This is a genomic window from Allobosea sp. GW822-FHT05A11 (assembly GCF_058800455.1).
On record NZ_JBXAMI010000004.1, the window covers coordinates 183,251 to 210,038 of the forward strand.

At 67.4% G+C, this 26,788-nt stretch carries 18 protein-coding genes and 1 tRNA gene; 8 read left to right on the top strand and 11 right to left on the bottom strand.

Annotation, left to right across the window (positions count from 1 at the left end):
• The first annotated feature begins 169 nt into the window (after positions 1–169).
• Both AC1RLU_RS14765 and AC1RLU_RS14770 read left to right on the top strand, forming a co-directional pair.
• Positions 170–1,270, top strand: a complete 1,101-nt coding sequence (locus tag AC1RLU_RS14765) for a TRAP transporter substrate-binding protein (RefSeq protein ID WP_492796438.1) — start codon at positions 170–172, stop codon at positions 1,268–1,270.
• Positions 1,271–1,295: 25 nt separating this feature from the next.
• Positions 1,296–4,013: a bifunctional diguanylate cyclase/phosphodiesterase gene (locus tag AC1RLU_RS14770; protein ID WP_492796440.1), complete on the top strand. Its 2,718-nt coding sequence runs from the start codon at positions 1,296–1,298 to the stop codon at positions 4,011–4,013.
• 106 nt (positions 4,014–4,119) lie between these two features.
• On the opposite strand, the gene AC1RLU_RS14775 is transcribed toward AC1RLU_RS14770, so the two are convergent.
• Positions 4,120–4,193 (bottom strand) — tRNA-Gly (locus AC1RLU_RS14775).
• Between the two features lie 62 nt (positions 4,194–4,255).
• The gene (locus AC1RLU_RS14780; RefSeq protein WP_492796441.1) at positions 4,256–6,409 is read right to left on the bottom strand and encodes a caspase family protein; all 2,154 of its coding nucleotides are present in this window, start codon (positions 6,407–6,409) and stop codon (positions 4,256–4,258) included.
• A gap of 375 nt (positions 6,410–6,784) precedes the next feature.
• Here AC1RLU_RS14780 and AC1RLU_RS14785 point away from each other — a divergent pair, with 375 nt between their 5' ends.
• The 3 genes from AC1RLU_RS14785 to AC1RLU_RS14795 all read left to right on the top strand — a co-directional run bounded on the left by AC1RLU_RS14785 (position 6,785) and on the right by AC1RLU_RS14795 (position 10,526).
• Positions 6,785–8,341 carry a methyltransferase regulatory domain-containing protein gene (locus tag AC1RLU_RS14785; protein WP_492796443.1) on the top strand — a complete coding sequence of 519 codons (1,557 nt, stop codon included), beginning with the start codon at positions 6,785–6,787 and terminating at the stop codon, positions 8,339–8,341.
• Between the two features lie 65 nt (positions 8,342–8,406).
• Positions 8,407–10,179: a transglycosylase SLT domain-containing protein gene (locus AC1RLU_RS14790; RefSeq protein WP_492796444.1), complete on the top strand. Its 1,773-nt coding sequence runs from the start codon at positions 8,407–8,409 to the stop codon at positions 10,177–10,179.
• A 68-nt stretch (positions 10,180–10,247) separates the two neighbouring features.
• Positions 10,248–10,526 carry a hypothetical protein gene (locus AC1RLU_RS14795; RefSeq protein ID WP_061967191.1) on the top strand — a complete coding sequence of 93 codons (279 nt, stop codon included), beginning with the start codon at positions 10,248–10,250 and terminating at the stop codon, positions 10,524–10,526.
• 50 nt (positions 10,527–10,576) lie between these two features.
• On the opposite strand, the gene AC1RLU_RS14800 is transcribed toward AC1RLU_RS14795, so the two are convergent.
• Genes AC1RLU_RS14800 through tssK form a run of 6 tightly spaced genes read right to left on the bottom strand, consistent with a single transcriptional unit; the run spans position 10,577 to position 20,644 of the window.
• On the bottom strand, positions 10,577–12,709 hold the full coding sequence (locus AC1RLU_RS14800; RefSeq protein WP_492796445.1) for a serine/threonine protein kinase: 2,133 nt from the start codon (positions 12,707–12,709) through the stop codon (positions 10,577–10,579).
• A complete protein-coding gene (locus tag AC1RLU_RS14805) occupies positions 12,706–13,500 on the bottom strand; it encodes a PP2C family protein-serine/threonine phosphatase (protein ID WP_492796446.1) in 795 nt (264 codons plus the stop codon). The genes AC1RLU_RS14800 and AC1RLU_RS14805 overlap by 4 nt, the downstream gene beginning before the upstream one ends.
• A gap of 10 nt (positions 13,501–13,510) precedes the next feature.
• Positions 13,511–14,215 (bottom strand): type VI secretion system-associated protein TagF, encoded by a 705-nt coding sequence (gene tagF, locus AC1RLU_RS14810; protein WP_492796448.1) that lies wholly within the window; start codon positions 14,213–14,215, stop codon positions 13,511–13,513.
• A gap of 4 nt (positions 14,216–14,219) precedes the next feature.
• Positions 14,220–17,855, bottom strand: coding sequence for a type VI secretion system membrane subunit TssM (gene tssM / locus AC1RLU_RS14815; RefSeq protein WP_492796450.1), 3,636 nt, complete (start codon positions 17,853–17,855; stop codon positions 14,220–14,222).
• Positions 17,856–17,867: 12 nt separating this feature from the next.
• Complete coding sequence (gene tssL, locus AC1RLU_RS14820; protein WP_492796452.1) at positions 17,868–19,310, bottom strand: type VI secretion system protein TssL, long form; 1,443 nt, start codon at positions 19,308–19,310, stop codon at positions 17,868–17,870.
• Positions 19,307–20,644, bottom strand: a complete 1,338-nt coding sequence (gene tssK, locus AC1RLU_RS14825; protein WP_492796453.1) for a type VI secretion system baseplate subunit TssK — start codon at positions 20,642–20,644, stop codon at positions 19,307–19,309. The genes tssL and tssK overlap by 4 nt, the downstream gene beginning before the upstream one ends.
• A 179-nt stretch (positions 20,645–20,823) precedes the next feature.
• On the opposite strand from tssK, the gene AC1RLU_RS14830 reads away from it, so the two are divergent.
• The 3 genes from AC1RLU_RS14830 (at position 20,824) to AC1RLU_RS14840 (ending at position 22,599) form a co-directional block, all read left to right on the top strand.
• Positions 20,824–21,333: a PAAR domain-containing protein gene (locus tag AC1RLU_RS14830; RefSeq protein ID WP_492796455.1), complete on the top strand. Its 510-nt coding sequence runs from the start codon at positions 20,824–20,826 to the stop codon at positions 21,331–21,333.
• A 133-nt stretch (positions 21,334–21,466) separates the two neighbouring features.
• Positions 21,467–22,183 (top strand): hypothetical protein, encoded by a 717-nt coding sequence (locus AC1RLU_RS14835; protein ID WP_492796457.1) that lies wholly within the window; start codon positions 21,467–21,469, stop codon positions 22,181–22,183.
• A gap of 62 nt (positions 22,184–22,245) precedes the next feature.
• Positions 22,246–22,599, top strand: a complete 354-nt coding sequence (locus tag AC1RLU_RS14840) for a RidA family protein (RefSeq protein ID WP_113587628.1) — start codon at positions 22,246–22,248, stop codon at positions 22,597–22,599.
• A gap of 119 nt (positions 22,600–22,718) precedes the next feature.
• Here AC1RLU_RS14840 and tagH read toward each other — a convergent pair whose 3' ends face one another.
• The 3 genes from tagH to AC1RLU_RS14855 all read right to left on the bottom strand — a co-directional run bounded on the left by tagH (position 22,719) and on the right by AC1RLU_RS14855 (position 26,685).
• Positions 22,719–24,104, bottom strand: a complete 1,386-nt coding sequence (gene tagH, locus AC1RLU_RS14845; RefSeq protein WP_492796459.1) for a type VI secretion system-associated FHA domain protein TagH — start codon at positions 24,102–24,104, stop codon at positions 22,719–22,721.
• Between the two features lie 135 nt (positions 24,105–24,239).
• The gene (locus AC1RLU_RS14850) at positions 24,240–24,788 is read right to left on the bottom strand and encodes a DUF6931 family protein (protein WP_091861336.1); all 549 of its coding nucleotides are present in this window, start codon (positions 24,786–24,788) and stop codon (positions 24,240–24,242) included.
• 37 nt (positions 24,789–24,825) lie between these two features.
• Positions 24,826–26,685 carry a type VI secretion system Vgr family protein gene (locus AC1RLU_RS14855; protein ID WP_492796461.1) on the bottom strand — a complete coding sequence of 620 codons (1,860 nt, stop codon included), beginning with the start codon at positions 26,683–26,685 and terminating at the stop codon, positions 24,826–24,828.
• Between the last annotated feature and the right edge of the window lie 103 nt (positions 26,686–26,788).

Below are 26,788 nucleotides of genomic sequence, written 5' to 3' on the forward strand. Positions count from 1 at the left end.
AACGGCGCTGCGACCGCGCGATCAACCGCACATGGCGGGCTTCGCGCCTTGCGTGCGGAACGCGGTGGAAAGATCGGGCCATCGGCGCAAGCGTCGGCTTCCGGTTTAACCGCGGTTAACCGCCGCGGCTGAATATCATCCGATTGGACACCGCTACCACGGGGGGGAGATGGCCAGGGCCCGCGACAACGCCATCATCCGCCGCCCGTTCCGGCGCGTGCAGCCTATGATTGCAGTTGTTGCCGCGGCGCTCGCCTTTGCAGGTTGCGCGGCCCTGGCACAGACGCGCCCCGAGGAGCCGATCAAGCTGCAGATCATCGGCGGGCTCGCCGGTCTCACCCAATACACCAAGATCGAGCAGCCCTTCTGGCAGTCGGAGATCAATGCGCTCTCGAAGGGGCGCATCACCGCGACGATCCGGCCGCTCGATACGGGGGGCTTGCGCAACCAGGAGATGCTTCAGCTCCTGCGGCTCGGCGTGGTCTCGTTCGGTACGGCCCAGCTGAGTGCCGTCGCGGGCGACGAGCCGGAGCTGAGCGCCGTCGACCTGCCTCTGCTGAACCCCGATGTCGCGACATTGCGCCGGACGGTCGCCGCGTTCCGGGAGCATCTGCGCAGCCTCCTGCGTGAGCGCTACGAGATCGAGCTTCTCGGCATCTATGCCTATCCGGCGCAGGTGCTGTTCTGCACCGGGTCCTTCAAGGGGCTCGACGATCTCGCCGGGCGGAGGGTGCGCACCTCCTCCGTCGGGCAGTCCGAGCTGATGGCGTCGATGGGAGCCGTGCCGGTGATCCTGCCCTTTGCCGAAATCGTGGCGGCCCTGCGCAAGGGGGTCGTCGATTGCGTGATCACGGGCACGTTGAGCGGCTACGAGATAGGCCTGCCGGATTTCGCCGTCGCGACGCACGCCCTCGCGCTCAACTGGGGCGTCTCGATCTTCGGAGCGAACGCGACCTATTTGGAAAGTCTCCCCGCGGATGCGCGCGACGCCATCCGGCAAGGCGTGGCGCAGCTCGAGCAGCGGATCTGGTCCCAGGCGGAAGCGGATACGCAACGCGGTCTCGCCTGTAATGCCGGGACGGAAACCTGCTCCGGCAAGCCGAGGCGGCCGATGACCGTCGTGCCGGCCCAGCCGGCGGACGCGACGCGCCGGCGCCTCCTCGCCGAGGTCGTCCTGCCGCGCTGGTTCGAGCGCTGCGGGCAGGACTGCGTCTCGGCCTGGAACACCTATCTCAAGCCGCTCCACGCCATCGAGCCTCGGACGCCGTGAACTCGCCGCCCCTCGACGAGGACCAATGATCAAGCGCCTTAAACTCATGGTGGTAGCGGGGGCGGCCGTCATCCTGACGGTGGCTGCGATCGGCGCCTCCAATCTGGTTCGCCAGAGGGAGGTGGCCGCCTGGCGGGCTGCCGAGCAATCGCTGGAAGGCCAGGCCGTTGCCGCCGAGAATGCGCTCGACCGGCAACTCCTGCAGGTCGATGGCGCGCTGGCGAGCTTTGCAACCCTGTTCGATGTCGCTCAGATCGGCCCCGGCCAAAGGGAGCCCGCCAGCCGCCTGCTTCGGGGCCTCAATTTTCAGACGATGGCGTTTCGCGACCTGCTGCTCGTCGGGCCCGATGGCAGCATCATTGCTTCCGCCAGGTCGAGCGGCGCACGCCATAGCCTGCCGCTGGATGTCGCCATGGTCTCGCGCGCGCCGACGAACCTGATCGGCCCGATTCGAAACGCCGTCACCGGGGACTGGTCGCTTTACGTCGCACGCCGGATTCCCGCGTGGCACGGCGTCGTCCCGGTTGCCGAGGTGCCCCTGCACACGATGATGAAACTCCTGGCGGAGGCCGGTGTCGGCTCCGACACGCGGATTTCGCTCGAACGCGCCGACGGCCAGATCGTCGCGATGCTGCCGCATGACGAATTGCTGATCGGCAAGCCCCGCGTCCCCGCCTTGCCCACGCGATTGGCGAAGGGCAAGGCTTTCCTGATCGGCGAGAGAGGCAGCGAAACCGCGACCCTGAACGTGGTCAGAGGCTCGCTCTATGGCGATATCCGGCTCGTCTTGAGCGTGAAGAGCACCGAGGCTCTCGCGGATTGGCGCCAGGATCGCGACCGGACGATCACGGCGGCTGTCATCGGGGCGCTGCTCCTGTCGGCCTTTGCCGGAGCGATCCTGCTGGCCATCCACCAGCGCGAACGGGCGGATGCCGAGCGCGGGCGGGCGGCGGTCCTCCTCGACAACGCGATCGAGGCCATGTCCGACGGCTTCGTGATGTGGGACGAGGGCGACCGGCTGGTGACGTGCAACCAGCGCTATCGCGACCTCTATGCGCTGAGCGCGCCCTTCATGACGGCCGGTGCGCATTTCGAGGATATCATCCGCAAGGGGGTCGAGCTCGGCCAATATCCTCAGGCGACCGGCGAGATCGAGGAATTCGTCAGGGATGTCGCGACCTGGCATCGCCAGGGCAGTGGCTCGATCGAGCGCCTGCTGCCGGACGGGCGCTGGCTGCTCATCACGGAAAGGCGGATGAGGGATGGCGGGACGGTCGGCATCCGCACCGATATCACGGCACTCAGGGGGGCGCTCGCGGAGCTGGCTGCCGCCAACACGCGGGCCAACGAGGCGGCCGAAGAGGCACGACAGCAGAACGCGGCTCTCGTCGAGCAGGAACATCGCATCCGCTTCCTGGCCCATCATGACGACCTGACGAACCTGCAGAATCGCTTCGCCTTCCGCAGCCAGATCACGAAGTCGCTGCTGCGGAAGGAGGGCGGTTCCGCGGTGGCGGCCCTGCTGTTCCTCGACCTCGATCGCTTCAAGGACGTCAACGATACGCTCGGGCATCCCGTCGGCGACCTGCTGCTCCTCTCGGTCGCGGAGCGCCTGAAGACCTGCGTGCGGGATACCGAATGCGTCGCGCGCCTGGGTGGAGACGAGTTCGCGGTTCTCAGCCTCGATCCGGGGCAACCGCAGCAGGCCGTGGCGCTCGCGACCCGCATCATCGAGGTTCTCAGCGAGCCTTATGTCCTCAAGGATCGGACGATTTCCATCTCGGCGAGTGTCGGCATCGCCATTGCCGAGGGCCCGGGGTTCGATGCGGACCTGCTCCTGAAACAGGCCGACCTCGCGCTTTACCAGGCCAAGGCCCGGGGACGCGGGGTCTGCTGCGTGTTCACGGCGGAAATGGACGAGCAGTTGCGCGCCCGTCTCGCCCTGGAAATGGATCTGCGCCAGGCCGTCGAAGAGCGGCAGTTCGAGCTGTCCTACCAGCCGATCTTCGATCTGAAATCCAGCAAGCTCTGCGGCTTCGAGGCGTTGCTGCGCTGGCACCACCCGGAACGGGGACTGGTCGGGCCGGCGGAGTTCGTGCCGCTGGCGGAGGAGACGCGACTGATCGTCGATCTCGGAGAATGGGTCCTTCGCCAGGCCTGCATGGACGCGGTCCAGTTGCCGGGCGATCTTCGCATCGCCGTCAACCTCTCGCCGGTGCAATTGATCTTCGGCGATGCGGTGGCGACCGTGCGCGATATCCTCGCCGAGACCGGGCTCGACCCGAGGCGGCTCGAACTCGAGATCACCGAGACTGCGCTGCTCGCCAATGACAATCGCAACCTCGGAACGCTGAGGAGTCTCAAGGAACTCGGCGTCCGAATCGTGCTCGACGATTTCGGCACGGGCTATTCGAGCCTGAGCCACCTGCGGCTCTTCCCGCTGGACAAGGTGAAGATCGACCGTTCCTTCGTGCGCGACATGACCGCCCATTCCGACAGCGCGGCCATCGTCGCGGCCGTCGCGGCGCTGGCGGCCGAACTCGGCATGACCACCACGGCAGAGGGTATCGAGACGCAAGATCAGCTCGATGCGGTCGACCGGGCGGGCTGCACGGAAGCGCAAGGGTATCTGCTGGGGAAACCGCAGCCGATCCTGAAAGCCGTTCATACAACCCTGTTCAGGCGCTCGCCGCGCAACCGCAACCAGGGAAGCCGCGCACGCGACACCTCCGATACGCCGTAGTCCGCTTGAGGCAGCGCCATGGGAGCTTCCTCGCCGGCCTGAGCGGCCCGGCCGGCGGGCGCGATGCCGACGGGAATGATCCCGGATATTCAGGATGGCAGGGGAATGGAGCGGGTACCGGGAATCGAACCCGGGTATTCAGCTTGGAAGGCTGCTGCTCTACCATTGAGCTACACCCGCATCGGGCGCCAAATTCCCCATCGGACCCGTCAGTGTCAAGGGGCGCGGCGTCGTTGTCGGCGTCAGAAGCCGAAGTTGAAGCCGGCCTTGACGATATCGCCTGCGGTACGCGCACGCATGGTCGCATACTGGGTGGGGGCGAGCCCGGTATAATCCTGCAAGGTCAGCTTCTGGTTGCCGAGATCGTAATGCGTGTAGTCGAGCCGGAGCGTCATGCCCGGCATGATCGCATATTCGATGCCGCCGCCGAGCGCCCAGCCGCTGGCGATACCGGAACGGGAGGCCGTGGCGCCGGAGGTCGTCGCCGGATTGTCGGGCGTGATCGAGCCCTTCTGGTCGACGAGGCCGTAGGCATAGCCACCGCTGCCATAGATCATGAAATCGCCGAGCACGAAGCCGGCGCGGGCGCGGACCGTTCCCAGCATCAAGACCTCGTTCTCGGCGCGCGTGGTGAAGCGGGTCCCGCCGGGATTGGCGGAAATCGTCTGGCTGCCGCCGAGCCGCGTCGCGGACAGGTCGGTTTCGGCGCCGATGACGACCGCGCCGATCTGATAGTTGAAGCCGAACTGCGCGCCGCCGACCAGGCCGCTGCCGTCGGGCGAGAGGCTGCGCGGCACGGCCGCGGCATTGATCGCGCTGGCGGCGAGGACCGAGGTGCCGGCCACGGTCGCGGTTGTCACGACGGTCGTTGTCGTTGGGAAAGGCGTCGAGTTGGTGGTCGTGGTGGTGCTCGTCGTCGTCGTGGTCGTCGGCGTGAAGGTTGGGCTGCCGAAGGGGCCAGCTACGGTCGTGCGGTCACTCTGCCGGCCGCCGCCGAGCGAGCCGCCGACATAGAAGCCGGTCCAGCGTGGGCGTTCCGGAAACAGGGCGGGCAGGTCGGGCGCCATCGCCTGCGGCGCCATCGGAGGCGGCGGCGGGGTGACGGGGGCCTGGCGCGGCATTCCCGTCCGCGCGGGGGAGACGCCGCGCGGCGTATAGTCGGCACGGCGCGAGCGGGGTTGCTGGACGGCCGGGCAGACCGGGCAGGTCTGTGCAACCTGGACGCGGTTGCGGCTCGGCGCAGTCGCCGCCAGCCGCAGGGCGGCAGCCGTATGATCCGACACCGGGTAGAGCCGGGCGTAGAGCCTGAAGGATTCGGCATCGCCGGCGAGCACGGCCTCGGCCCAGGCCCGCTCATCCGTCCGCTGGGCGAGGATGCGATTCAGCCGCAGTGCGTTCTGATCTTCGGGATTGATCGCCAGCGCGTTGCCGTAGATGTCGCTGCGGTCCCAGGCGATCGCGGTGCGGGCGGCGTCGGCCGACGACATGCCGCGCAGCGAGGCCAGCGTCGGGCGTGCCGTCAGGGGTACGTTGCCGGCCGTGGCTGCTTGCGCCGCAGGGGCGCCGGCGGGGCGCTGGAAGAAGCTGAACTCCGTGATCAGCGAAGACGTGTCCCAGGGGATCTGGGTGCCGTTGGTGGAATCGTAGACGGCGAGACGGATGCGCCGGAAGATCTGCTCGACGGCCAGACCCGGCTCGCGGGCCTCGCGCAGGAAGGCGGTGGTGAAGGGGCTGTTGGCACCGGTGCCGTCCGCGGCGGTGGAGCCGGGCGATGTGGCGAAGGCGACGAAGGTGCCGCTGCCGGAATCGATGCGGGCGAGGCCGGCTTCGTTGCTGATGCCTTCATTGGCGCCGTCGACGATCTGCAGGGCAAGGCCGCGGGCGACCTGACGGCCGGCAAAGGGATTGTCGCGGCAGGCGTCGAGGATCGCGATCTTGGACTTGGCGCCAGCCCCATCGAGGCGGCGCAGGATGTCGCTCAGCGACAGGGATTGCTCAGCGATATTGGTGCCGATCTGCGGGCGGATATCGGTCGGCAGGATGTAGTTGGCGCCGTCGAGCTGCACGGCATGGCCGGCATAATAGACCAGCGCCGTCGCATCGGGACCGCCGCGGCGCACCTTGTCGACGAAGACGTCGAGTGCGCTGCGCAGGCCGGCGAGCGAGAGATCGAGCGCCGGCGTGATGTCGAAGCCCGCTTCCTGCAGCATGCTGCGCGTGGCGTTGGCGTCGTTCAGCGCGTTGGGCAGCTTGGTGACATTGGCATAGCCGCCATTGCCGACCACGAAGGCGAAGCGCTTCTGGGCAAAGGCGGGTGTGGCGCCGAGGCTGAACGTGACGAAGACCGCCGCGAGGGCGATGACGAGATACGCATAGGCCCGGGCTTGAATCCGCATGCTGCTTCCCCTGCGCGCGAGAAGAACGACTCGCTGGACCTGTCTGACGCCCACGATTCGAGCAGGCGTCCGCCATATGATGGAGATTCCCAGAAAGCCGGGGGATCAAGCAACATCAAATCGACACGGAAAAAACACGGTTCGGACGTGAGGGGAGGGCCCGATTCATCAGTATCTGCTTCGCGTTAGCAGCGTCAGTCGTAGCGATTCTTCATGTATAATCGCGCCGGTGTGACTTAATTGCCAGCGTATCGGCGGCCTTGTTGGACCTGCGCTGGAGGCTCAAATGTCAGGCGTGGCGCTCCTTCAAATGAATGAGGCGCCGGGACGACGCTTGGGCTCGAATGACGGGGACGGAGCCCGGCGGGAGCGGCCATGACCAGCGATCCAGCCATCAATCCCTATGACGCCGTGGCCTATCCCGGCCACTCCTTCTCGCAGACCCACCCATCGCGATTGGCAACCATCGCGCATTTCCATGGCATGGACCCGGCGCTGCCGATGGCCATGCGCGTGCTCGAACTCGGCTGCGGGCGTGGCGGCAACCTCATCCCGATGGCCGCGCAATATCCCGGCAGCCACTTTCTCGGCATCGACCTCAGCGGCGACTCGATCCGGCAGGCGCATGCCAACGCGTCGGAGCTGGGCCTCACCAATCTTGCTTTCGAGCAGCGCGACATCCTCGCGGTGGCCGGGGAGATCGGGACCTTCGACTACATCATCGTCCATGGCGTCTATTCCTGGGTGCCGGATGTCGTGCGCGAACGGATCATCGCCCTGTTCGGGCAATTGCTGGCACCGCAGGGCGTCGCCTATGTCAGCTACAATGCGCTGCCCGGCTGCCGTCTGCGTGATCTCGCGCGCGACGTCATGCTGTTTGCCGTCAAGGACATCGAGGACCCGCGTGAGCGGGTCAGGGTCGCCCGCGCCGCCCTGAAGGAGATTGCCGAGGCCAGCGACCCGGACAGCTTCCACGGCGCGGCGCTGCGGCAGCGGCTGAAGCAGATCGACGAGCTGCCCGACAACGTCCTCTATCACGACGATCTCAACCCCGGCGCACGCGCCTTCGCGTTGCATGAGGTGCTGTCGTCGGCCGAGCGGCACGGGCTGCAATTCCTGGCCGAGGCCTCGTTCCCCAACCTCTACGGTGCCGCCAAGGGGCCGGCCCAGCAGATGCTCGACCGGATGCCGCTGGAGCAGATGGCGCTGCGCGAGCAGACGCTCGACCTGCTGATCGGACGGGCCTTCCGCGAGACGCTCCTGTGCCGGGCGGATATCCCGCTCAGGCGCGGCGTTCGGCCGGGATCGCTCAAGCCCTATCATCTCGCAGCCAACGCGCGCCTGGCGCCCCCGGCCGAGAAGGAGACGAAGCCGGGCGTCCAGCGCTTCAGCTTCGACGAAGGCGTGCAACTTGCCGTCGACCTGCCGGTGGGCAAGGCCGCGCTCGCCATCCTGAGCACGATCTGGCCGGCGAGCATCGTCTGGGACGAACTGGTGGAGCGCGCATGCCGCAACGCTGCAGGCGAACTCGGGCCAGACCGCGCGCATGAGATCGCCCGGCTCGACGAAGCCCTGATCGCGATCTTCAAAGCAGGATTGCTGGATATCAGGTTGGAGGCGCCGCCGCTGACGACGGCAATCAGCGAGAAACCCGCAGCCAGCGAGATCGCGCGCTGGCAGGCCTCGAGCTCGGCCGAGGTCACCGACCTGCGCCACCGGACCGTTCAGCTCGACGGCGTCGTCGTGCGCAAATTCGTCAGCCTGCTCGACGGTTCGCGTGACCAGCGCATGCTGCTCGACGCGATGAACGCCTTCCTCGACGAGACCCGTGCCGCCGGCGCGGCCGTGCCAGGCCTGCCGGAGCGGGCGACGGCGGAGGAGGTGGCGATGCATCTGAAGGATGTCGCGCGCCTCGGGCTGCTGCGGGCGTGACGATTGTGAAGCGCCCCACTGAGGGGTAACCTTGCGGCAGGGACGATGGAGCGCAGGCCAGCGGAATGAGCGAGCGCTTCCGGCAATTCCAGGCGCTGTTTCCGGAGGAGGCTTGCCTCGCCGCGCTGATGCGCCTGCGCCATGGCGGAACGAGCCTGAAATGCCCCGCCTGCGGCCGGCCGGCACAGTTCGAGCCGCGCCCGAAATTGCGCGGTTTCGCCTGCCAGTATTGCAACTACATGATCCATCCGGCGGCCGGGACGCCGCTGGAAAGCCGACGTACGCCGCTCCAGCTCTGGTTCTACGCGCTGAAGGCGGTGTCGGAACAACCGGGCAAGGCTGCCGTCAGCGCGATCGCGCGAGAGGCGAGCGTGCCGCAGGTAACGGCGCAGCGCCTTGTCGACGATCTGGCTGCGCTCGCCGGGCGAGGCGACGCGGGTTGGCTGGAGAAGCTGCGGAGCCTGGTGACGGGGAAGCCGGAAGCGGTCCCCACGCCGTCGCCCCCTGCACCCCCATCGCCCGCCGTGGTTCCCGGTGCTGCCGCTGCTGCGCGGAAGGGGAGCATGGAGCCTCCGCGATCGGCCCCGGCCCGGCCCGTTGCCGCCGTGCCAGCTCCGTCTCCCGCTCAAGCGCAAGCTGCTGCTCCGCCAACGCCGTCCGTGAAGCCTGCGGACACTGCCGGATCACCCACGACGTCGCCGAAGAAGGCGGCCTCCGGGCGCAAGGCGATCGCTGCCGTGGCAGCCGGCGCTGCCTGCGTGACCGCGGCTGTGCTCGGCCTTGCCTATGCCCGGCTTCAGCAGCAGGAGCGGCCGGAGCCGGAGCGGGGCATCGAGATCGCGGCCGTCGAGGCTCCGGCGCTCAAGGACGCGCCGGCCCGGCCCTCGCTAATCCTGTCCTCGGTCGAGCAGGATCTGGAGGGTGCGCGGCAGGCGGCCCAGTTCGCCCTCGACAACGATCCGTCGCTGGCGGCGATCAAGCCGCAGGAGGAGGCGCCGACGCAGCAGGTTCCGGTCAACCAGTTGCAATTGCCATCCAACATCCTGCTGGTGCCGCCGAAGATGCAGAGCGGGCCGCCGCCGGGGCCGGTCTCAGCCACCGGCGCGCCGCAGCCGCCGCCGCAGATCTCCAGCGGAGACCCGGATCAGGTGCTGACCTTCGGGCCGATCAAGATCCGCCGCCATCTCGTCGACACCATAGTGCGCGCCAGCAAGGTCGTCGGCGCCGACCCGACCCTGCTGATGGCCGTCGCCGACAAGGAATCCTCGTTCTCGACGGCGGTGAAGGCGCAGACCTCCTCGGCGACCGGGCTCTACCAGTTCATCGAGCAGACCTGGCTTGGCGTAATCTACGAATTCGGGACGAAGCACGGGCTCGCCGCCGACGTGAAGCTGATCGGCAGGTCCGGCCGGCAATTCGTCGTGACCGATGGTTCCCAGCGCCAGCGCATCCTCGACATGCGGCGCGAGCCCTATATCTCGGCGCTGCTGGCGGCCGAGATGCTGAAGCGCGACACGCTCAGGCTGGAGCGGGCGCTCGGGCGCCATCTCACCGGCGGCGAGATCTACCTGATCCACTTCCTCGGTCCCGATGCGGCGCAGACCTTCATCGAGACGATGGAGGAGCAGCCCGGCGTCAAGGCGGCCGAATTGCTGCCCCGGCCGGCACAGGCGAACCGGCCGATCTTCTATGCAGGTTCTGGCGGCGAGACGAAGGTGCTCACCGTCTCCGAGGTCCACAAGAAGTTCAACGACATGATCAAGATCAGGCTCGATCGCTACAGCGCGGTCAGGCCCGGCGGGGGCGGGGGCATCGCCCGGCCGCAACCGAAGAAATGACGTGTTGACGCCGCGCGCGTGCCCGCTCGCGGCCACCGCTCTCCGAGAGCAGCGAAAGGAGAAAACCCATGCCGGCCAACCGTTTCGAGCAAGTCGACGAACCGCCGACCGATGCGATCACGCTCAGGCTGTCGGAGCGCGGCGGGGAGGCCTTCGGGCATGTGCTCTGTCCGGCCGATCTCGCCGGCGGGCATCTGGTCAATGATTTCGTCAGCGATGAACTGGCGGCGAAGGATGCCTTCCGCACCGCGATCCGCCTCGCCAACGAAATCCAGGCGCCGATCGTGGTCGAGGACAAGGCCGGGATCTGGCAGGACGAATGGGGCGTGCTTTATCGGGAGGATTGAGGGACTTCCCTTCTCCCCTTGCGGGAGAAGGGAAGAGGCCGATCGCCGCTTCACTCGATCCGGAAATACTTGATCCCCAGGCCGAGCTTGCCGGTCTGGCGGGCGAGGTCGAGCTTGAGGTTGGCGAAGAATTCGCTCGCGGGAGACGGATTGGGGCCGGAGAGTGCCGGCAGGGCCTCCTTGGTGACCAGCGCGAGCACGGTCTGCGGGCGGGCCGAGCCGCCGGTCGATTCGAGCTTGAGGTTGAAGATCACCTTGCCGCCCTCGCGTTTCGCGAAGTTGGAGAGGTTGTAGACGAGCCCGTCATCGCCGATCAGCACGACGTCGAGGTTCTGGCCGCCGCCGGCCTCGACCGAGCCGTTGAGGATCTCGCCGCTCTTCATGTTGAAGGCGCCGATCTGGATTTTCGGGCTGCGGTCGATGCCGATGCCGGGCCGGCGCAGGAAATCGACCATCGGGCACTGGGCCTCGGTCATCGGCCGCAGGTGGATTTGCGCCTCGAAGCCCTGCGCCGCCTTGAAGGCCCCGTCGAAGGCGACGAAGGGCGCCGAGTTGCTGCCGAAGCCTTCCAGCGTCGCCTTGCGGTCTCCGATTTCGAGCGGCCAGAGGAAGAAGCAGGAGCCGCCATCATAGTCGCGGACATAGCGCTCGATCCGCTCGGCCGGGGTGCGTGGCTCCGGCTCGGGCGCCATGGCGGCGACCTGCGGCGGCGCGACGCTTTGGCTGGCGGGAGGCGGGGGGACCACCACGGCAACGGGTGGCGACTCCGGCTGCTTGATCTCGATGGCGACGGGCGGCTTGACGGCGGGCTCGGCTACGGGCGGACGCACCGGCGCCTGCTGTTGCGGCGGCTCGGTATTGACGGCGACCTGCGATCCCGATGGGCCGGATGGAGGCCGCTGCGGCCGCGGCGTTTGGGGCGGAGGCGTTTGCGCCGCGGGAGGCTGCGTCACCGGGGGCGGCGCGGGAGGGGGTATCTCGACGGCGGGGTTCGGCGTCGCGGATGCGGATGGCTGCGCCGGCGCTTCGGTGAGCGCGGGTGGAGCGCTTGTCGCAGGGGGCTGTGCCGCGGGGACTTCGGTCAAGGCGGGCGGCGCGTTCGTTGTCGGGGCCGGCGCGCTGGTCGAAGGCTGCTCCGCAAGCGGCGGCGGATCGTTGTTCGCGACCCGCGCCGCCTGTCCGCCATCGAACGTCGTCCAGGCATAGAAGCCGCCGCCCGCCAGCAGGGCGAGCGCCGCAATGCCGGCGACGAGTGGCAGGGGCGAGCGCCCGGGCTTGTCCGTAGTCGTATGGCCGGCCGCTGCCTTGGCAGCGGCCTTCCTGCCCGGCGCGGGCGCCTGCCAGGCTGCGACCTCGGCCATGTCGGCAGGGCGGTCCTTCGGGTCTGGCGCCAGCATGCGCGCAAGCAGAGGCCGGATGCGCGCATCGACCCCCGAGAGATCGGGCAGGCGGCGGCGTTTGTCGATGATGTCGACCTGAGAGCCGCCCATGTCGATGGCACGGCCGCTCAAGGCCTGGGCCAGCACCAGCGCGAAGGAATACATGTCCGAGCGGCCGCTGACCTCGCCGCCAAAGAGGCCGAGCTGCTCCGGCGAGACGTAGTTGTATTTCCCGGCGAAGCCGGAGCCGATCACCGTGCCCTCGCCGAGGATGCTGGAGCGGGCGATGCCGAAATCGATGATCTTGGCGCGGGAGGGATCGCCGCCCGGCAGGATGATGTTGTCCGGCGAGATGTCGCGATGGATGATGCCGAGCCGGTGCGCGGCATGCAGGCCAGGCCCCACGCGCTGGCGCAGGATATCGGCTTCCTCGACGCTGAGCGGCCCCTGCTGGATGCGCTCGGAGAGCGGCTGGCCGTCGACGAACTCCATCGCGAGATAGGGCGTCTCGCTCACCGGATCGATGGCGAAGACGTAGTAGCGGACGATGGCCTCGTTATAGAGGTTGTGCAGGGCCGCCGCCTCGCGCCGGAACAGGGCAAGCACGGCGTCGTCGCGGGCCATGTCGGGCCGGATCATCTTGATCGCGACGGCGTCGCCGGTCTGGATGGCGCGGCCCTTGTAGACCTCGCCCATGCCGCCGACCGCGATCAGGCTCTCGATCTCGTAGATGCCGTTGAGCTTCGTGCCGATGCGGGCATTGGCGCGGGGCACGAAGACGGTGCGCTCGGAGTCGTCGCTCATGGCGTATTGCCTCCTCGCCCGGACCGGTTCGGCATCCAGCGTGTCCTTTCGCTCGCGCCCTGTCGATAGCGCACGATGACGACGGTAACGTTGTCGCGCGCGCCGCGCTCCAGCGTCAGCGCCAGCAGGGCGTCGCAGGCCTCCTGTGCGCCGCCGGCCTCGACGGCGGCCAGCATCTCCGCATCGGCAACATGCTCGGTCAGCCCATCCGAGCAGAGCAGGAAGACGTCGCCATCGGCGATCTCGCCGTTTTCGAGGTCGAGTTCCGGCGTGTCGTGGACGCCGATCGCATGGGTGATGATGTGTCGGCGCGGCGAGCGCTTCGCCTCGTCGCTGGTGAGGAGACCGCGATCGACCATGTCCTGGACCTCGGTGTGATCGCGCGAGATCTGCGCGATGCGGCCGCTGCGAACGAGGTAGATGCGGCTGTCGCCGGACCAGAGGCAGGCGAAATGGCGCTGATGGATCAGCAGGCAGACCAGCGTCGCGCCCATGGTCGCGCCGCGGCGACCGATCTCTTCGCGCAATTCGTCATTGGCCTTGAGGATGCCGGCTTCGAGCATGGCGAGCAGGTCGGGGGCCGAGCCGGCGGCACCGACCGCCTCCAGCGCCGCGACCACGGTCGCGCTGGCGAGCGCGCCGTTCTCGTGCCCGCCCATGCCGTCGGCGACGGCCCAGAGGCCGATTTCCGGGCGCAGGATGAAATTGTCCTCGTTGGCCTTGCGGACCTTGCCGGTGTGGCTGATGCAGCCGGTCTCGAAATCCGGATTCCGGCGCTGGGCGTCGTTCATGGCATCGCCCTCATGGTCCGGCGCGCTCGGGCGCGAGATGGCCGTCGAAACGGCCGGTGAGCAGGCCGGCGAAGAGATAGGGATCGGGCAAGGCGTGGCCGGTCAGCGCCAGCGGTTCGAAGTTCGCGCCGCCCACCGTCCAGAGATAGCAGGCATGGGCATAGGACCGCGCGTGGTCCTCGACGCGCAAGGCCGCCAGCCGCTCCGGGAAGCCGGAGGCGATCGCCGCGCTGACGATGGTGCCGTCGGCGAGGCGGACCATGTCCTGTGGTGGCGCAAGGTGATGGTCGTTGGGGACGGGCAGGGCGGAGAGGCGCTGCACGACGGCCTCAAAGCTCGCTTGCGGTTCCAGCGCCTGCAGCAGGAAATCCTCGATCGCCTCGAACCAAATGTCCTGCGGGTCGAGCTCCGGCGGCGGGATCGCGGCGCCCGGGCCGGCGGCCGCGAAGACCGTCAGCGGGAAATAGCGGCCGACGCCGTCGACCGAAGGCATGAAGGCGCCGGCAACGCTTTGCCCGCCATGGGCGCCGCCCAGCCAGAAGCGCCAGATCGGGGCGTTGAGATAGGCCTCCTGCCAGCGATTGCCGAGTTCGAGCCGGCTCGCGGTCAGGCCGCCCTGCAGCCATTTCTCGTAAGTCCCGAGGAAGCCGGAGGGAGCGTTCAGCGCGATGAAGTCGCGCTTGGCCGGGAGCTTGCCGAAGAGGCCGCAGGGCACGGCGTCATATTCCCGAGGGGCAGCGGATTTCCCGCAGCGCCGGCAGGATCAAGGGATTCTTGAGCGAGCCGACGCCGAAGGAATAGCCGACCTGCCGGCCGCCGGCATTCAGGTTGAACCCGACATTGTCGCCCTGCTTCAGCACCGAGCCGGCATCGAGCAGGCGGAAGAAGGACCAGGTGCCTTCCTTCTCGAAGAGCTTGGCCTCGCCACCCTGCGCGCCGCTGCCCTGCTGGCCCGAGGAGAAGAAGCCGCCGCTGAACATGCCGCCGGAAGTGTTGCTGCTTCCACCAAGCGTCAGCGTCACCGCCGTCTTGCCGACGCCGCCGCCCGGCCACATCACCGGGGTCGGCGTATTGACGCCCTGCTGGCTCGTCACCGTGAAGCCGTTGATCTCCAGCTTGGCATTGGCGGCGTCGGCCGAGAGCGCGGTCGGCGTCACCACCATCTGGAAGGAGGGCAGGTTGCCGCCGGTCGGGAAGAAGGCGTCCTTGATCTCGCTGGCGCGCTGGAACTCGCGCAGCGTCGTCGGCGAGAGCGCGCGGGCGACGCGGCTGTCGACGCGCCAGTTCCATTGCGGCTTCGAGGTGTCGACGAAGGGCTCCAGCCGCTCCTTGTAGAACTTGTCCATGATCTGGCCAGGCGCGAAGAGCCGGGCGAAATCGGCGAGCGGCACGTCGCGGGTGCTCGCCTTGGTGAAGGGATAGCGGTTGTTCATCACCTCGGTGCAGACGCGGGTGACCTGCTCTGCCAGCGCCTGCCGCAGCAGGGCGACGGTCGCGCCGGTGGCATCGCCCTCGAAATCGTTGACCGCCTGTATCACCATGCCGTCGAAGGGGGCGGGATAGCGCGAGGAATTGGCGCGTAGCGTCGCGATCAGCGGCACGAGCGCGGCATTGGCCGCTGCCGACTGGGCCGGGTTGGTCGCGGCCGTGGCGAGGTTCTGGTTGATCTCCGCGAAAGTCTGGAGGAGCTGGTCCACCGGCCGGCGGCCGAGATCGCCATCGACGAGGACATGGAAGGGCTTGAACTGGCTCTCGATATCGGCGCCGAGCGCGCTATCGGCCCCGCCACCCGCCAAGATGCGATCGACGCCCGGAGCCGCCAGCGGGAGATTGGCGCCGAGACGGCTGAGTGCATTGCTCGCGCGCCGCGCGAGCGTATCGGCGGCGGCCTGCGCCGCGGCCTGGGCGACTGCCTTCTTGGCGTTGGGCCGCTCCTTGGTGAGCTGCGTCTCGTCGCGCAGGGATTCCAGCACCTGCTTGAAGGGCGAGGTCGCGGCGCTGATGGCACTGAGCGCGACATAGCGCGGCTTGTCGGCGTTGAGCGGCCGCAATTTCAGGCGCTTCAGCATGCGCTGCCAGCTCGCGATATAGTCGCGGCTGTAGAGCTTCATCAGGTCAGGGAAGAGCGTGGCATACTGGGCGGTGATCGCCTGCTGGTCGAGGTTTTCGCCGAGCACCCAGCGCTCCCGCTCGATCTGGTCGCCGATATCGCCGAGCCGGGAGATGAAGGCGTCCTGGAAGCCGTCATAGGTGTAGAAATAGGGCACGCGGATCTGGTCGAGATCTTCCCCGGTGACGCCTTCGAAAACGAGGCGCACATCGGAGCCGCCGCGCTGCGAGACGACCCAGTCCTTCTGGCTCTCGCTGCGGGATTGCGTGCGCAGCAGCTCGTAGGCACGTTCGGCGATGCTGAGGCGGCGCAGCGTGCGCTGGCTCTGCTCGATCAACGACTGGTTGAGCTTGACGATCGGCTCGTCCGTGCCCTCGTCGAGATTGAGCATGGCGGCGAGGTGTTCTTCCAGTGCCTCGCGCCCCTTGGCGTTGGCCGGGCCGGGGAAGAGGTTCTCGGCCCAATCGAGCCGCATCCAGGAGGTCACGAGCTCGCGGTCGAGCTTCGCCTGACCGCCGACCATCATGTAGACCTTCAGCGCCTCGTAGACGAAGCCGGGGTTGTTGGCGTTGGCCTCGAGCTGCTCCTCCAGCCGGAAGATGATGCGCGAGCGTAGCATGCGCTCCAGCGCCTGCTGATAGGTGATCTCGGTCGCGTTCTGCAGGCGATCGCGCTGGCTTAAGCCGAAGGTCGCCAGCGTCGGCGTCGGTTCGGCCTTCGTCGCATAGCCGGCCGGCATGTTCCGCAGCTTGTGCAGCAGCGGCAGGACGCGGCTGAAATTGCGGTCGGAGATCGTGGTCTCCTGCAACACCGGCGCGGCGGCGCTGCGATAGTCCGAGAGGCCGTAATTGGTCGCGGTGATCAGGTCGCTGTTGCGCGAAAAACTCGTCCACCACAGGCCGAGCGCGGCGAGCGACAGGAGTGCGACTGTGGCGAAGCCGGCGATGCGCAAGACCGTGGTGCGGCGGGCAGCGCCGAGATCGGTCGAGACCCAGCCGGATTCGCCGATCACGACCTTTTGCACGAGCTCGGTCAGGAAATAGCTCTTGCCCTTGCCGGAGAAGGAGGCCGCGCCGGCATGGTCCGAGCCGAAATTGCGCGAGAGCGCGCCGATCAACTGGTCGATCGGCGTGCCTTCCTGCGTGCCCGAGGTGAAATAGAAGCCGCGCAAGGTCGCATTGGCGTGGTAGCGCGTCGGTTCGAAGACGCGGGTCAGGAAATCGGCGATTCCGCGCTTCAGCGTCGCCATCTGGCTCGGGAAGCCGAAGATCTGGGCGCGAGCGGTCGGGTTGTGCTCGTCCTGGAGCCGGTCCGGCAGGCGCTCGTTCAGGCGCTCGATCAGCGCGTCATATTCCGGCGGCACGTCGCCGATCATGTTGCGGGTCTTGTCGGCGGTCTGGAAGGTATGGCCCCAGACCATGCGCCGCTGCGGTTCGGTCAACTGGCCGAAGAACTCGTTGAAGCCGGCGATCAGGTCGGCCTTGGTGAAGACGGCATAGACCGGGAAATCGACCTTCAGGCGCTCGTGCAGTTCGAGCAGGCGGGCGCGGATCGCATCGGCATGGGCGGCGATCTCCTCAGGGCTTGAGGTCAGGAGGTCCTCGACGCTGATCGCGACCAGAACGCCGTTGATCGGCTGGCGCGGGCGATTGGTCTTGAGCAGGTCGAGGAAGGAAAACCAGCTCGACTTCTCGGCCTTGGCGTCGGTGTCCTGCGTGGTGTAGCGGCCGGCGGTGTCGATCAGCACCGCGTCCTCGGCGAACCACCAGTCGCAATAGCGGGTGCCGCCGGAGCCGGCGACGGCGGCCGGCGTCGCGCCGCGCGCCAGCGGGAACTTCAGGCCGGAATTGACCAGTGCCGTGGTCTTGCCGGCGCCGGGCGGGCCGATGATGACGTACCAGGGCAGGTCGTAGAGATAGTCGCCGCCCTTGCCGCGCGCGCTCTTCAGCGTCGCCAGCGCATCCTTCATCGCATTGGAGAGGGCGGCGCCGTCGCCGGTCGTCTCCTCCTTTTCCAGCGCCTCGGTCAGCGCTGCGGTCGCCTTGCGACGGCGGATGACGATGATGGCGATCCAGACGAGCGCGCCGAGCAGGAGCAGCACGGCGATGGGCAAGCGGACCCAGATCGACTCGAACGGGCGGACCTCGCCGAAAGCGACGAAGGGGCCGCCGAACCAGATAAGCGCGGCGAGCGCGAGCGCGCCGATGAGGATCGCGACGATACGGAGCCAGGTGGCGAGGTTCATAAGATCGCCCTCCTAGTTCTGACGCTGGATCAGGATCTCGACGCGCCGGTTCTGGGCGCGTCCATCGGCGGTGTTGTTGGGTGCGATGGGGGCATCGGCGCCCTTGCCCTCGGTGGTGATCCGGTCCGGCTTGCTGAGTTTGGTCTTGAGCACGTCGCCCACCGCCTTGGCGCGAGCCTGCGACAAGACGAGGTTCGACGGGAAGCGGGCGGTGCGGATCGGCACGTTGTCGCTATGGCCGACGACCTTGATGGCACCGCCCTCTTGCTCCAGCACGGCCGCGATGCGTTCGATCAGGGGCTGAAATTCCGTGCGCACGGCCGCCTGGCCAGGCTCGAACAGGGTAATGCCGACGAGGCGGACGATGACGACATTCGGCGTCACCAGACAGACGATCGGCGGCTGCACGGCAGCGCAGACCTTGGGCGGCTGCGCCGGCGGCGGGGGCGGCGGCGGGGCCGAGAAGACCTTGCGCATGATGCCGATCTCGCCCTTGGGATGGACCGAGAGCAGGGCGGTCGAGGCCGCCTCGGCATTGCCGGCGAGCAGGGCGCGGAAGACAAAATAGACGCCGAGCAAGGCGACTGCCGCAATCGCCGCCACCGACCAGATCGGCACCTTGAAGCCTGCGACCGCCTGCGCGATCGCCTGTCCGCGCCAGCGTGGCGAGAGCTCGGGATCGGGTTGCTTAACCCGGCGCAAGGTCTCGAACAGGTTGCGCTGGATCGTCTGGAGATTGTTGGCGCCACCGGACGAGGTACGGTGGATGCCCTGGAAGCCCAGCGCCAGACAGGCATGCATCAGCTCCAGCAGGTCGTAATTGACCGACGGATCGGCCTTCGCCTTGTCGAGCATCTCGAAAAAGCGGACGCCGCCGATGCGCTCGCCGAAGAAGCGCGAGAGCATGCTGTACTGGGTCCAGACATGGCGGTCGTCGCCGGGGATGTTCTGGACGATGTCGTCGGCGGTGGCGGCGATGACGTATTTCGCCGTCTGCGCCGTATCGGCCGAGACGCCGGCGGCGCGGACCTCGTGCTCGAAGGCTTCGATGGACTCGCCGACCTGCCCGAGAAGCTGGGCGAAGGGCGCGTTGGAGAGATTGGCGCGCATTCGCCCGAGCAGGAGCAGGAGCGGGCCGGCAGCACGCAGCAGCGGATTGGCGTTCGGCGTCAGGAGCTGGTCGCGGCGCGGCAGGGACTGGCCGCCGCCGGCCGGAGGCGGAGGCGCCTGCCGCTGCGGGATCGGCGCCGGCTGCGACATCCATTCGTCGCCGGTGCCGGGCACGCCGGGCGAGGGCACTTGCGGCGGCTGATAGGGCTGGGGCGCCTGCGGAGCGACTGGTGCCGGTGCGGCGGGAGCGGATGGCAGGGACGCGCGGCGCCCGCCGGGGTTCGGCCTGATGATCGTGCGCTCGGAGCGCCCGAACGGATCTGAGGGCGAACCCGGATCGCTCATCGCCTGCCCTCCAGAACGGCCCAGAGCTCGAGTTCGAGATCGGGCCAGTCACCGGAAAAATGCATGCCGATCGAACTCGCCGTCGAGAATTCCGGCCAGAGCGGCGAGGTGCGGTCGAGATAGAAATAGACATGATCCGTCAGCGCGCGGATCTGCGGTGGCGGAGTCGGCAAGTGGACGAGATTGATGCCCGGCAGATGGGCATGGACGATCTCGTTCATCTTGGTATTGGGGCCGATCTTGAAGAGCTGCGGGAACTGCGCCTGGATCTCGGTCAGCGGGCGGCGCGCCGCCACTTCCAGCACCAGCGTGGCGTTGCGCACGAGGCTGCGGTCGCGGATCGTCGACATGAAGGCGTTCTGCGCGCGCTCGACGATCTCCAGCCGGATCGCCCGGCGGCCCAGATTGGCCGAGAGGAAGTCCTGGATATCGCGCACCACGGGGGCGAAGCAGTTCTCCAGGTCGTCATGGTCGTAAGCCGGGTAGTCGCGGGCGCGGCGTTCGGCCGTGGTGAAGGTGGCGAGCTCACCGGCGAGCGCGAGGAAGGTCGAGAACAGCCGCTCGGGATGGACGAAGCGCGAGCGGCGCATGTGCTTGAGCACGGGGATGTTGCGGTTGAGGAGCTGGAGCACGAAGTAATCGGCGCTCTGCAGGCCGCCGCCCGCCGTGGGATCGGCGGCGTAGCGGGCGAGTTCCTCCAGCTTGTTGTCGATCCAGCCTATGACGCGGTCGAGCCAGCCCTCGATCACCGGATAGGCCGAGCAGACCAGCACGGGCGGGGCGAATTTCTCGTCGAACAGGATGGCACGGTCGCGCACTTCGAGGATGCGGCCGAGCGCGAGGCCGACATAGCCGGCCTTCGAGGTCTTGCGCAGCTCCAGCGTCAGGCGCGGATGGGCGACGTCGATCTCTTCTTCCGTCCGCAGCGAGGCGGTCGAATCGATCAGCATCTCGTTGGCGGGGACATAGCGGCTGGCCGAGCCGTTCAGCGTGTCCTCGACCTCCCGCGTATTGGCGGCGGCGAGTGGCAGCGAGAGCCAGACGATCTGGCCGGCGGCATTCTCCGGCACCTCGATCGCGGCTGGCAGCGGGCTGTTATCGGGCAGGGCGAAGGGCGTGCCGTCCGGCATCACGCCGACGGCGCGGCGCAGGCCGATGCGGCTCTGCTGGGCGAGGTCGCGGTCGATCTCCAGCACCGAGAAGCCCCATGGATAGGGCGTGACGTTTCTGACGCGGCTTTCCAGCAGGTTTTCGAGATAGCGGTCGCTCTGCTGGAAGTGGTGCGGCCTGAGAAACAGTCCTTCCGACCAGACGACCTTGCTGTACCACGACATTCCGGTCTCGCTCACTCGAAGGCAGGCTGGGCGAGCTTACTACGGGTCCTACCCAAGCGTCACCAAACGAATGCTAGCGCGTCGCGCGCGTGTCGCCGTCATTGACTTGAAGGATGCGGCGGAGCGATTTTCACGGCAGTGCTCGGAAGTACGAATCCGTTCGAGCAGGGGAGGCCCGCATGCCCAAGGGACCGGCCGCACGCGTCATGGATCCGGTGCTGCACCCGCTGCCGGGCATGCTCCAGCCCGGCCCGGGCAGCACGAATGTGATCATCGGCGGCATGCTGGCCTGGCGCGGCGTTCCGGCCGCCGCCGCAGCCGCGATCCAGGGGGCCAAGGCGACCTCCGATGCGGCGCTGCAGGCAGCTCAGGCCGCCACCGTCGCCGCCGCCGGCACGCCGGGAGCGCCGGCCGCCATCGCCGCCGAGGAAACCGCCAAGAACACGGCCGCCGCCAGCATGGGCTCGATGATCACAGGCGCGGCAGGCGGCGCCGATATCCATATCTGCCTGACGCCGCTCGGTCCGTTGCCGGTGCCGACGCATGGGCCCGGCGTCGTCATCGACGGCTCGCAGACCGTGCTGATCAACAACCTGCCGGCCTGCCGGCTGGGCGACACGATCATCGAGGCGCTGGGGCCGCCCAACAAGATCATGATGGGCCTGCCGACGGTGATCATCGGCGGCTGATAACAGATTGATTCAAGGCGGCGGCGCAAGCCGTTGAAGCGGAATCGTTTTCTCGCTGCGGGGTGCGATGGCGAAGAACAGGCGGACGGTTCCAGATCGCGCGGAAGCCAGGTACGAGCGCTTTCGCCACAAGATGGTACAGCGTCTGTCCTCCGACCAGAGGCGGGCGAAGAACCATGGGCTCGCCCGCAACGGGCGCGTCGCTGAAACTCTTTGCTTCATGGCACTGATCCGCGATCCCGCCCGGCGCAAGCGCCCGATCCTGCCGGTGCCCAACGTGAGCTGCACGGCGGCGGTGCGCCAGTTCTTCCGGGCCGATGATGGCGAGCAGGCGGCGCATCTCCTGCCCGGCCAGATCTCGATCGACGGCGCCTTTCCCTGGCTGTTCCTGGCAGGGCCGGCGGCGCGGCAGCTCGAGAACCTGTTCGGCTATGTCGAGCCGTTGCGGGCCGACTACAACAAGGCCGATTCCGCTGCCGAGGCGAACGGGCTGACCGATGCCTTTGCCGATGCCTGCCGGCGGGTGCTGACGAGCAAGGGCGAGGCCGTGGCCGATATCGTCGCGGCCTATGAGCAGGTCTGGCGGCCGGGCGCGCTCGCCGCCTTCGCTGCGGCCGAAGCGCAGAAGCGCAGCAAGCCGACCCCGCCCCCGATCGAGCGCGGTGTCGGCATGGAATACGGCATGATCCTGAATTTCGAGGAGCGGATGGCTGCCTTCGAGGACGATTCGATCTGGGCGACCTATGAGCAGCTCAGCATCCTCGGCTATTACAAGGTCGCGATGGAAGATGCGCCGCGCCAGCTCCAGCCGCGCGCCATTCGGGAGATCCTGGCGCTGCCGCCGGCTTGACCGGGCAGGGCTGGCGGGCCAAGCGGGCTTCTCCATTTCTCCCGCGACAGGATGCAAAGCCCATGACCATCGAACGCATCGGACTGGCTGCCCGCTACTGCGACGCCGCCATCTTCAACGGCATCGTCTTCCTCGCCGGCCATGTCGCCGAGAAGACCGAGGGCGCTTCGCTGACCGAGCAGACCGAGGAGGTTCTCGCTCTGCTGGAGGATACGCTGGCGCAGGCCGGCAGCAGCAAGGAGCGCATTCTCAGCGTCCAGATCTTCCTCACCGATATCAGCAAGATCGGCGAGATGAACGCGGTCTGGGACAAGTGGGTGGCGAAGGGGCATTCCCCGGCGCGCGCGACCGTCGAGGCGAAGCTGGCCTCGCCCGGCTACGCCATCGAGATCACCGCGGTCGCGGCGAAGGGGTAACTCGCTCCGGTTGCGTCATGGTCGGGCTTGTCCCGACCATCCACGTCTTCGCTGGTCGAATGCCGTGTTCAAGACGTGGATGCTCGCCACAAGGGCGAGCATGACGGCCCTATGACCCGTCACTTCCCGCCGCGGTCGTAGCACTCGGCGAAATAGATCATGAAGGCGTCGACGAGGCCGTTCTCGTAAGGGGCGGTCTTGGCGTCCCAGCGGGCGACATAGGCCTCCCACATCTTCGCCTTGCGCGAACCGATCAGGCCGCCAAGGCCGCCATCCTGCGCCGTCGCCTCGTTGATGGCCTGCGGATCGAGATCCTCGACCAGCATCTTGAGCGCGTGCTGCATGGCCGAATAGGTCTTGATCTGGTGGGCCTTGAGATCGCGAAAGCTCTCGTCGAAGGCGCGCTTGGCATCGAGATAGCCGCTGCGCGGCTGGCCGAAGATCAGTTGCAGGGCGTCGTCGACCGTCGGCGAGAATTTCAGCGGGTTGTTGTCCTGTGCCTGGATCATCGTCTGGCTGGTGCTGCGGGCGATGCGCTTGGTCTCGGCACGGGCGGCGAGCAGGCCCTTCAGCTCCTCGGCGATCAGACGCATCAGGCCGCCGAGCTGCTCGGCGAAGGCGCCGGGGTCCTGCGTCGCCAGCGCCTGCGGCGAGACGCCGGCACCCTTCGCGAAGCGCTGCATGAACTCGCCCATCGAGATCGGAGCAGCTGCGCCCGGCTGCGTCGGGGGCTCGGCCGGGAAGGCCGGGGCGGGGGGAGGCGTGACGGCGGGCACCGGAGGCGGCTCGGCCGGGGTCTCGGGCGGAACCGGATCCTCGGTAGGCTCGTCCCAGGGGTTGGCGTCCGCAGCGCTGCTTGCCGGAGGCCGGCGCGGGGTCGGCATCGCCACCACGGGCTCCTGCGCCGGTGCGGGTGGCGGCTGGAGCGGCGCCCAGGCGAAATCGTCGGTCCGCGCGGCGGGCGGCGCCCAATCCTGCGGAGGCGGCGCTGACCGTTCGGCGCTCGGGGCCGGGATGTCGGTTGCCCAGTCGATGAAACCGGCATGGACCGGCCTGGCATGGCTCGGCGGCATCAGGTCGCGGCGCGGAATCGGCGGGGCGGCTTCCTCGCTCGGTGCCCAGAGCGAGTCCGGCTGCGCGGCATAAGGTGGCGGTGGGGCAGCCGTCTCTGAGGCCTGTCCGGCCTCCTCGTCGATGACGACGGCGATCAGGTAATGGCCGATCTCGAGCCGGTCGCCGTTCTGGAGCCGGTAGGGCGACTGGACGCGATGCTCGCCGCCATTGACGAAGGTGCCGTTGGTCGAGATGTCGCGCAGCCACCAGCCGCCGTCCCGGAAGCGGATCTCGCAATGGCGGCCGGAGACGGCGCGCGAGGGATCGGGCAGGGCCCAGTCGAGATGCTGGTCGCGGCCGATATCGAGGCCGCGCCCGCCGCTCGTGGTCACGCTGAGCGGGCCGCCATCGGGCAGCGAGGTCTCGTTCTCGATCGTCAGTGTCAGCGCCATCGCGGACGTCCCGTTACGGCCTCAGATCATCGAGCCGAATATCATACTCAGCCCGATGATCTAAGTCTTTGGTTTGTCGCATTTTCTTCACGCGAACCGGTGTCCACTTCGCTTGAAAATGCTCTCGTCCGCAGATCAGCGCTTGCCGGCATCGTCTTCAGCCAAACGAATGCATGCTTCGACGCAAGCGCGCAATGCACCGTCGCGCTCGCGCGCCGGCAGGCGGTTGATCGCGTTGAGCACCGCGATCCGCGCCATCTTGGCCGTCAGGTCGGGCGGCGTCGGGATAGGGTGGCTTTCCGACATGCTGCCGCCGGAATAGCCGGCCGCCCAGGCGGCGAAGGTGCCCGGCCTTGCGCTGTCGCCGGCTTGCGCCTGCCGCAATGCCTCGAAACGTGTCTTGTCGCCGGGCTCGCGCACCCAGGCCTCGGCCGCCGCGAGGCCGGGGTCCTGCGTGCCGGGCGGCTGCATGGAACGGACGGCCTGCACGGCCCACCACACCGTCTCGCGCCGCGGCAGCAGGAAGGCGCAGAAGCCGGCCGCCTCCATCGGCGCCGGCCCCCTGACGAGGCGGCCGAGGAAAGCCAGCGGTGGCTCGGTGGTCGGTGCCATCGTCACGGCCTGGTGGGCGGACGGGTAGGTCTCGAACACTTCGCGGGCGGTGCTGAAGCGCAGGCGTGACATGGAAGCTCCGGCCGTTCTGTCGTTATCGGTATTCCGATCAGTTGATGTTCACCATCGGCGCCTTGACGACGAGCATGCCGTCGCTCTTCACCTCGGTCAGCGCCTGGCTATGGATCGTGATGGTCGGCGATTTGATCTCGATGCTGCCGGGCGTCATCTTGATCGTGCTTCCGCCGACCTTCAGATTGATCTCCGTCAGCGCTTCGATGTCGAGCTTGCCGTTCTGGACGTCGAGCTTGTCGTCGCCCTTCTTGAGCGTGGTCTCGCGCGAATAGCCGCCGCCGTCGTAGCGCTCGCCGATATCGCGGGTCTCGATGTTGTTGACCGTGATCTTGTGGTCCTTCTCGGTCCTGATCTCGAGCACCTCGTTGTCCTTGCGGTCCTCGAACTTGATCTCGTTATAGGTGTCGGAAAAGCCGGCGCCATCGGTCGATTCTGACTTGAGGCCGGACTGCGTCTTGTTTGCCGGCAGTTCATAGGGCGGCTTGTGCTGGTCGTTGACGACGGCACCGACGACCAGCGGCAGGTCCGGATTGCCCTCGATATATTCGACGATCACCTCCTGGCCGATGCGCGGGATGATCTGCCCGCCCCAGCCCTTGCCGGCCCACATCTGCGCGACGCGGGTGCGGCAGGAGGTCGAGCTATCCTCGCGGTCCCAATGGAAGCGCAGCCAGATGCGGCCGTATTCGTCGACGTCGATATCGCCTTCCTCGCCCTTGTTCTTCTCGCCGACGACCTTGGCGGTGTGCGGCCCGTAGACGGTGGGGCGGGGCGTCACGATCGGCGCACGGAAGCGCTTGTCGCTTTTCTGGAGCTCGTAGGAGCCGTGATAGAGCGCCTCGTCCCGGCCCCCCGACGAGCGATAGCTCTGGATGCCGAAGGCATGGGTCGCGCGGACGACGACATATTCGCTGTTCTCGGCGCCGGTGGGATGGTCGGAGAGCTTCATCAGCGCGCCGGGATAGAGGCTCGCAGCGTCGCCGCCGGCATAGCGGCGTTCGTCCTGCGCCTGCTCGGCCTGCGCCATCACGCGGGCGAAATGCTCGCCCTGGTCACGCTTGGTGTAGGCCGCCGGATAGTCATAGGCCTCGTAGGACTTGGCCTTGGGGAAGCCTTCCTCGGCGCGGGCGGTGAGATCGGACTCGGATTTCTCGAAATCATAATCCTTGAGCTCGAACTTGCCGGTGCGCAGGCGGCGGATCGTCGACCAGCTCGTCAGATGCTCGACGGCGCTGCGCGGGAAGCGGCTGCCCTGCGGAACGAAGGCGTAGCCGGAAGCATCGCCCTGGAAGCTCGGCTCGGCCGCCGCCTGGACCTGGTCATGGGCGGAGCGGGAATCGCAGAGGACCAGCTTGTGGTCGCCGTCGCTGTGCTTGAAATAGTAGTAGATGCCGTACTGCTCCATCAGCCGCAGCACGAAATCGAGGTCGGTCTCGCGATACTGGACGCAGTAGTCGATCGGCTGGAGCGTCTCGCTGGTGCGGTCGTCGAAGCTCGCCGAGCCTTCCTTCTTGAAAATCTCCTTGATGATGTCGAGGGCGGTCTTGTTCTTGAAGATCCGGCAATCCGCCCGCTGCGAGAGCAGCCAGAGCCACGGCTTGAGCGTGAAGCGGTAGATGTAGAGATCATCCTGCTTGCCGAGCCATTGCGCATCGACCAGCGTGCCGTTCAGCACACGCTCGCTCTTGTTCTTGAGCGTGAATTTGATCGAGCATTTCTCGCTCATGATGCTTTGCAGGTCAGCGTTGTCGGTCTTGCTGACTGTTTCGATATTATAAGTGAACAATTCGCTCAAAGCCTCGCTGGCTTCGAACTTGATAAGTGTAAATTCGTCTTTTCCCGTCGGCGTTGAGAAAGACGCAGTTCTTTGATCTTGCCCAAGAGCAGAAGACATCAACTGAACCTTTCGATTCGCGCTTTTATTTTTATCTTGACGTAGGTGATTTCTGGAGTCATCCTTCCATCCCTAAGTCCTTATCTGCCAGACGGCGAAACTC